This is a genomic window from Mycolicibacterium brisbanense (genome assembly GCF_001570425.1).
GTDB lineage: Bacteria > Actinomycetota > Actinomycetes > Mycobacteriales > Mycobacteriaceae > Mycobacterium > Mycobacterium brisbanense.
Genome location: NZ_BCSX01000004.1, coordinates 141242 through 148392, shown reverse-complemented (window position 1 = coordinate 148392; position 7151 = coordinate 141242). Strand labels below are relative to the sequence as shown.

The window sequence follows — 7151 nt, the reverse complement described above, 5'->3', positions numbered from 1 at the left end:
ACTGGCATCCAAAAAAACAAAAGGTCACACCCTAAACGGGAAAAAGAATGCAACCAAAAACAACAAACAAAAACCACCAAACACACTATTGAGTTCTCAAACAACAGACCAGATTGTTTCGAGTTAGCCCCTTTAGGGCAACCCTGCCAGCTTAAACCATCTTCGTCAGAGAGTCAAGCGGCTTTGTCTCCCCGCTGCCGGGGCAACTCGACTAGATTAGAACTATCCGCCTTGGAGAGTCAAATGCCCTGGTCAGAAGCGTTTCGGCCGCACTGCGGCCGCCCCGACTAGCTTGCCCGCTCGATCTCAGCCCCCAGGCTGATCAGGTTCTCCACGAACAACGGGTAGCCGCGATCGATGTGAAAGACGTCGTGGACCTCGGTATCTCCGTCCGCGACCAGGCCCGCCAGGACCAGGCCTGCGCCGGCGCGGATGTCCGACGACCACACCGGGGCACTCGACAGCTGCGGGATTCCGCGGACCACCGCATGGTGTCCGTCGGTCCGGGCATCGGCCCCGAGCCGGATCATCTCCTCGACGAAACGGAACCTGGCCTCGAACACGTTCTCGGTGATCATCGAGGTGCCGTCGGCGATCGACGCCAGCCCGATGGCCATCGGCTGCAGATCAGTCGGGAACCCCGGGAACGGCAGCGTCGCGACATTGACGGCTTTGGGCCGCTCGTACTGGACCACCCGGAAACCATCGTCGTTCTGGGTGACGGTCGCCCCTGCGTCGTGCAGTTTGTGCAGCACCAACTGCAGGTGCTGCGGGTCGACACCCGTCACCGATATGTCGCCGCGCGTCATCGCCGCCGCGATCCCCCACGTGGCCGCGACGATGCGGTCACCGATCACGCGATGCTCCGTGGGATACAGCCGATCGACGCCGGTGATGGTCAGAGTCGACGTGCCTGCCCCGCTGACCTGGGCACCCATCTGGTTGAGCATCGCGCAGATGTCGACGATGTCCGGTTCCCGAGCCACGTTGTGGATCGTCGTCACGCCCTCGGCCAACACTGCGGCCATCAGGATGTTCTCGGTCGCCCCCACCGAGGGGAACTCCAGCTGAATTTCGGCGCCCCGCAGGTGATCTGCTTCGGCCACCACACAACCGTGCTCGATGCTGCATCGGGCGCCGAGCTGCCGCAGTCCCGACTGATGCATGTCCAGTGGCCGGGAACCGATGGCGTCGCCGCCGGGCAACGCGACCCTGGCTTTCTTGCAACGGCCGACCAACGGGCCGAGAACACAGACCGAAGCCCGGAATTGTCTGACCGCGGCGAAGTCTGCGTCGTACTTGAGTTCGTCGGGAGACGTGATCCGAACCGTCCCCCCGTTCAACTCGACGGTGGCACCCAGCCCGCGCAGCACCTCCGCCATCAACGGCACATCCAGGATGTCCGGGCAGTTGGTGATGGTGCTGGTGCCCTCCGCCAGCAGCGCGGCTGCCATCAACTTCAGCACGCTGTTCTTCGCTCCGCTGACAGCAACTTCGCCTGACAACCGGTTTCCGCCGGTCACCACGAATCGCTCGCTCACGCGGGTTAGTTTAAGCGGCGACCGAGTCAGATTCAGAAAGCTCTCTCAGAATGCCGAGGTGCATGTTGGGCCCGGTACGGTTCCCACATGGCTGTTCATCTCACCCGTATCTACACCCGCACCGGTGACGACGGCACCACTGGGCTGAGCGATTTCAGCCGGGTCGCCAAGAACGACGCGCGACTGATTGCCTACGCAGATTGTGACGAAGCCAACGCCGCCATCGGCGTTGCGATCGCCATGGGAGCGCCCGCCGAGGAATTGCTCGCCGTGCTGCGGCAGATCCAGAACGATCTGTTCGACGCCGGCGCCGACCTCTCGACCCCGGTCGTGGAAAACCCGAAATATCCGCCGCTGCGGGTCACGCAGGACTACATCGACCGGCTGGAACGCTGGTGCGATGAGTTCAACGAGCCACTGCCCGCACTGAATTCGTTCATCCTGCCGGGCGGGTCTCCGCTGTCCGCGTTGTTGCACGTGGCGCGAACCGTGGTCCGGCGAGCAGAGCGCTCGGCCTGGACCGCCGTCGCCGAGCACGGTGACGGGGTGAGCATCCTGCCGGCGAAGTACCTCAACCGGCTGTCTGACCTCTTGTTCATCTTGTCCCGCGTCGCCAACCCGGACGGCGATGTGCTCTGGAAACCGGGCCAGGGTCAGTAGGTGCGGCGGCGCGCACGGGGCGACGGTCGCGACTCAAGCCACGACGTGAATGCGGTCAGGGCTCCCCTGTCGAGCGCGATCTCGTAGCCCTGGCGGCGTTCGGGACTGGTGTCACGCAGTTCGAGCACGACGATCTCGGACGTCATGATGTCGAATTCATCGCCGCGCGGGGTGCGTCGTGACACCACCTCAAGACCCCGTCGGCTCAGCCGGCGATCCGGCCACCACCGCATGCTCGACAGCCGGTAGAAGCCGGCTTCACCGCCGCGGTAACGCATGACTCCGTGCCGCCAGCCATGACCGCCGACCGCGGGATAATCCCGCAAAATCGCAGCTGTCCCACCGACCTGGCGCAATTTCCAGAGTCGGTAGGACAGCGCAGTTACTGCCAGTAGCAGCACACAGACCAGCGCGACCATGCCGATCATGGACGCGCTCATCGGCATATCAGTCGATCTGGCCTAGGGCGCGCAGCCGCGCCCGGCCCCATGCCGCAGTTGCCTCATCGTCGGATTCGGAATCCCGCTTGGCCGCATCGGCATCGATTTCGGATTCCAACTGAGCGTTCTCGACCAGGATCCGGACGGCCTCTTCCGTCACCGACAGAAAACCTCCGTCGACGGCGATCCGCAGATCGTCCTCGCCCTCGCGTTCGACACGCACCATGGCGTCGTCGACGAGTTGGGCGACCAACGGGATGTGCCGCGGCAGGATGCCGATCTCGCCCGCGGTGGTGCGGGTGAACACGAAAGTCGCGTCACCCGACCACAGCTCGCGCTCCACGGCGACGATCTCGACGTGCAATTCCGCCACGTCACACCACCTTTCGGGCTAGAGCTCGCTTTGCCATCACAGCTTGGCGCCGAGGCTCTCGGCCTTCTTTGCCAGGTCGTCGAGGCCACCGATGAGGAAGAACGCCTGCTCGGGCAGATGGTCGAACTCGCCCTTGGCCAGCTTGTCGAAGGCCTCGATGGTCTCCTTGAGCGGCACAGTCGAACCCGGCTGGCCGGTGAACTGCTCGGCCGCCATCATGTTCTGGCTCAGGAAGCGCTCGATCTTACGGGCGCGGTACACCAGCACCTTGTCCTCTTCCGACAGCTCGTCGATACCGAGGATGGCGATGATGTCCTGAAGGTCCTTGTAGCGCTGCAGGATCCGGATGACTTCCTGGGCGACGCGGTAGTGCTCGTCGCCGACGACGCTGGGGTGCAGGATCGTCGAGGAGGAGGCCAGCGGGTCCACCGCCGGGAAGATGCCCTTGGAGAACACCGCACGAGAAAGCTCGGTGGTGGCGTCCAGGTGGGCGAACGTGGTGGCCGGCGCCGGGTCGGTGTAGTCGTCGGCGGGCACGTACACGGCCTGCATCGAGGTGATCGAACGACCACGGGTCGAGGTGATGCGTTCCTGCAGCTCACCCATCTCGTCGGCCAGCGTCGGCTGGTAACCCACGGCCGAAGGCATACGACCCAGCAGGGTCGAGACCTCGGAACCGGCCTGGGTGAACCGGAAGATGTTGTCGATGAACAGCAGCACGTCTTGGCCCTGCTCGTCGCGGAAGAACTCGGCCATGGTCAGGGCCGACAGGGCGACGCGCATACGGGTGCCTGGCGGCTCGTCCATCTGACCGAACACCAGCGCGGTGTCCTTGAGCACGTTCGCGTCCGCGAGCTCGACCCACAGGTCGTTGCCCTCACGGGTGCGCTCACCGACGCCGGCGAACACCGAGGTACCACCGAAGTTGCGGGCAATACGGTTGATCATCTCCTGGATCAGAACCGTCTTGCCCACGCCGGCGCCACCGAACAGGGCGATCTTGCCACCGCGCACGTACGGGGTGAGCAGGTCGACGACCTTCAGACCGGTCTCCAGCATCTCAGTGCGGGGCTCCAGGTCGGCGAAGGCCGGCGGCTTGCGGTGGATGGACCAGTGCTCGAAGTCCTTGCCGTAGCCGGGATCGTCGAGGCAGTCGCCGAGGGCGTTGAACACGTGGCCCTTGACCCCGTCACCGACGGGCACCGAGATGGACGCCCCGGTGTCCGAGACCTCGGTGCCGCGCACCAGGCCGTCGGTGGGCTGCATGGAGATGCAGCGCACCAGGTTGTCGCCGAGGTGCTGGGCAACCTCGAGCGTCAGGGTCTTGGCCAGCGCGCCGAAGCTGATGTCGGCGTGCAGCGCATTGAACAGGTCAGGAACGGCTCCACGCGGGAACTCGACGTCCACCACCGGGCCGGTGATACGGACAACGCGACCCGCGGTCTTGGTGTCTACGGCTGCAGTCATTTCTTCTCTTCGCTTCTCTAGCTCTCGACGGGGGCTCTACTTGCTGGCGTCAGCCAGCGCGTTCGCGCCGCCGACGATTTCGCTGATTTCCTGGGTGATCTGAGCCTGACGCTCGCGGTTGGCCGCCAGCGTAAGCGCCTTGATCAGATCGTCGGCGTTGTCCGTGGCCGACTTCATGGCACGGCGGCGAGATGCCGACTCGGAGGCCGCGGCCTCGAGCAGCGCCGCGTAGACGCGGGTCGCGATGTACCGCGGCAGCAGCGCGTCGAACAGCGTCTCGGCGTCGGGCTCGAACGAATACAGCGTGTGCGGACCGGTTTCCGGCTCGCCCACGTACTCGACCACCATGGGCGCGATCCGCAGTGCCACCGCGGTCTGCGACAGCATCGAGCGGAACTCCGTGGACACGATGTGCAGTTCGTCGACACCCAGGATGCCGTCGGCACCAGGCTCGTCACCGTCGTCGTCGGCTCCGGCCATGAACGCCTCCACCAGGGTGTCGGCGATCTTCTTGGCGTCCTCGTAGGTCGGCCGCTCGGAGAAGCCGGTCCACGACTCGGTCACGGTACGTTGCCGGAAGTTGTAGTAGCCCAAGGCTTTCCGACCGACAACGTAGAGCACCGGGTTCTTGCCCTCTTCTCGCAGGAGCGAGAACAGCTCCTCGGCACGCCGCAGCACGTTGGCGTTGTAACCGCCGCAGAGGCCACGGTCCGAGGACACCACCAGCACGCCGGCCCGCTTGCGATCGGGCCGCTCCACGAGCAGCGGATGATCCAGCGCGCTGGCACCGGCGAGTTCGGTGAGCATGTTGGTGATCTCCGTGGCGTAGGGCCGGGCCGCGTCGACCCGGGCCTGCGCCTTGGCGATCCGCGACGTGGCGATCAGCTCCTGGGCCTTCGTGATCTTCTTGATCGACGAGGCGGAGCGGATACGACCGCGTAGCTCGCGAAGTGTGGCTGCCATTGATTACCTAGTTCTTCTTCGGAGCCGGCTTGCGGACCTTGACGGATTCCTTCTCCAGGTCCTCGGGATCGAGCGCGTCGGCATCGGCTTCGGAGACGACCACCGAGCTGCCGTCGGACGCCGCGAAGCCCTTCTTGAAGTCGTTGATGACCGAAACGAGCTTCTCTTCGGCTTCCTCGGAGAGCTTCTTGGACTCCTTGATGCCGGTGAGGATCTCGGAGTGGCTGGCCTTCACGTGCTCCAGGAACTCGGTCTCGAAGCGCGAAACGTCTTCGGCGGGAACCGAATCCAGGTGGCCCTGGGTACCCAGGAAGATCGCGACGACCTGATCCTCGACCGCCATCGGGCTGTACTGCGCCTGCTTGAGCAGCTCGACCAGGCGGACACCACGGTCCAGCTGTGCCTTGGACGCCGCATCCAGGTCAGAGGCGAAGGCCGCGAAGGCCTCCAGCTCGCGGTACTGCGACAGATCCAGACGCAGCGAGCCTGCGACCTCTTTCATGGCCTTGATCTGCGCGGCGCCACCGACGCGGGACACCGAGACACCGACGTTGACGGCCGGTCGCACACCCTGGTTGAACAGGTCGGACTCCAGGAAGCACTGGCCGTCGGTGATGGAGATGACGTTGGTCGGGATGTAGGCCGAGATGTCGTTGGCCTTGGTCTCGATGATCGGCAGACCCGTCATCGAGCCTCCGCCCAGCTCGTCGGAAAGCTTCGCGCAACGCTCCAGCAGACGGGAGTGCAGGTAGAAGACGTCGCCCGGGTAGGCCTCGCGGCCCGGCGGACGGCGCAGCAGCAGCGAGATGGCACGGTAGGCCTCGGCCTGCTTGGTGAGGTCGTCGAAGACGATCAGCACGTGCTTGCCGTCGTACATCCAGTGCTGGCCGATGGCCGAACCGGTGTAGGGCGCAAGCCATTTGAAGCCGGCCGAATCCGAGGCGGGGGCCGCGACGATGGTGGTGTACTCCATCGCGCCACCCTCTTCCAGCGCGCGCTTGACGCTGGCGATGGTGGTGCCCTTCTGGCCGACGGCGACGTACACGCAGCGGACCTGCTGCTTGGGATCGCCGGTCTCCCAGGCTTCGCGCTGGTTGAGGATGGTGTCGACGCAGACCGCGGTCTTACCGGTCTTGCGGTCGCCGATGATCAGCTGGCGCTGGCCGCGGCCGATCGGCGTCATGGCGTCGATGGCCTTGATGCCGGTCTGCAGCGGCTCGCCGACGCCCTGACGCTGAACCACCGAAGGGGCCTGCAGCTCGAGGGCGCGACGGGTCTCGGCGGCGATATCGCCCTGCCCGTCGATCGGCTGGCCCAGCGGGTTGATGACGCGGCCCAGGAAGGCGTCGCCGACCGGAACCGACAGCACCTCCCCGGTGCGCTTGACCTGCTGGCCTTCTTCGATCTTTTCGAACTCACCCAGGATGACGGCACCAACGCTGTGCTCGTCGAGGTTGAGCGCGACGCCGAGGACGCCGCCGGGGAACTCGAGGAGTTCCTGGGTCATCACCGAGGGCAGGCCCTCGACGTGGGCGATGCCGTCGCCGGCGTCGATGACGGTGCCGATCTCTTCACGCTCGGTGTCGGCGGAAAACGAGGATACGTAGTCCTCGATGGCACCTTCGATATCAGCAGCCGAGATTGTCAACTCTGCCATGGTTTTTCGTCTTCCTACCTAGTTCCTGGGGTCGTTCGTGTCGTTCGGGG

The 7151-nt window shown here is 65.0% G+C and carries 7 protein-coding genes; 1 reads left to right on the top strand and 6 read right to left on the bottom strand.

The window, feature by feature from the left end:
- Positions 1-287: 287 nt before the first annotated feature.
- Positions 288-1541: a UDP-N-acetylglucosamine 1-carboxyvinyltransferase gene (murA, locus tag RMCB_RS02005; protein WP_062827411.1), complete on the bottom strand. Its 1254-nt coding sequence runs from the start codon at positions 1539-1541 to the stop codon at positions 288-290.
- Positions 1542-1628: 87 nt separating this feature from the next.
- Here murA and RMCB_RS02000 point away from each other — a divergent pair, with 87 nt between their 5' ends.
- Positions 1629-2201 carry a cob(I)yrinic acid a,c-diamide adenosyltransferase gene (locus RMCB_RS02000; RefSeq protein WP_062827410.1) on the top strand — a complete coding sequence of 191 codons (573 nt, stop codon included), beginning with the start codon at positions 1629-1631 and terminating at the stop codon, positions 2199-2201.
- On the opposite strand, the gene RMCB_RS01995 is transcribed toward RMCB_RS02000, so the two are convergent.
- Genes RMCB_RS01995 through atpA form a run of 5 tightly spaced genes read right to left on the bottom strand, consistent with a single transcriptional unit; the run spans position 2195 to position 7101 of the window.
- Complete coding sequence (locus tag RMCB_RS01995; RefSeq protein ID WP_029374104.1) at positions 2195-2641, bottom strand: DUF2550 domain-containing protein; 447 nt, start codon at positions 2639-2641, stop codon at positions 2195-2197. The two genes, RMCB_RS02000 and RMCB_RS01995, sit on opposite strands and share 7 nt — an antisense overlap.
- Before the next feature lie 7 nt (positions 2642-2648).
- Positions 2649-3014, bottom strand: a complete 366-nt coding sequence (locus tag RMCB_RS01990) for a F0F1 ATP synthase subunit epsilon (RefSeq protein ID WP_029374103.1) — start codon at positions 3012-3014, stop codon at positions 2649-2651.
- Positions 3015-3050: 36 nt separating this feature from the next.
- Entirely contained in the window at positions 3051-4481 is a 1431-nt protein-coding gene (gene atpD, locus RMCB_RS01985) for a F0F1 ATP synthase subunit beta (RefSeq protein WP_029374102.1), read from the bottom strand.
- A 36-nt stretch (positions 4482-4517) separates the two neighbouring features.
- On the bottom strand, positions 4518-5444 hold the full coding sequence (locus RMCB_RS01980; protein WP_029374101.1) for a F0F1 ATP synthase subunit gamma: 927 nt from the start codon (positions 5442-5444) through the stop codon (positions 4518-4520).
- Positions 5445-5451: 7 nt separating this feature from the next.
- Entirely contained in the window at positions 5452-7101 is a 1650-nt protein-coding gene (gene atpA, locus RMCB_RS01975; protein WP_029374100.1) for a F0F1 ATP synthase subunit alpha, read from the bottom strand.
- Positions 7102-7151: the final 50 nt, after the last annotated feature.

Bases quoted from the DNA above. Each gene is read 5' to 3' on its own strand.
- RMCB_RS02000 (WP_062827410.1), top strand. From the start codon at position 1,629: ATGGCTGTTCATCTCACCCGTATCTACACCCGCACCGGTGACGACGGC.
- RMCB_RS01995 (WP_029374104.1), bottom strand. From the start codon at position 2,641: ATGAGCGCGTCCATGATCGGCATGGTCGCGCTGGTCTGTGTGCTGCTA.
- atpD (WP_029374102.1), bottom strand. From the start codon at position 4,481: ATGACTGCAGCCGTAGACACCAAGACCGCGGGTCGCGTTGTCCGTATC.
- RMCB_RS01980 (WP_029374101.1), bottom strand. From the start codon at position 5,444: ATGGCAGCCACACTTCGCGAGCTACGCGGTCGTATCCGCTCCGCCTCG.
- atpA (WP_029374100.1), bottom strand. From the start codon at position 7,101: ATGGCAGAGTTGACAATCTCGGCTGCTGATATCGAAGGTGCCATCGAG.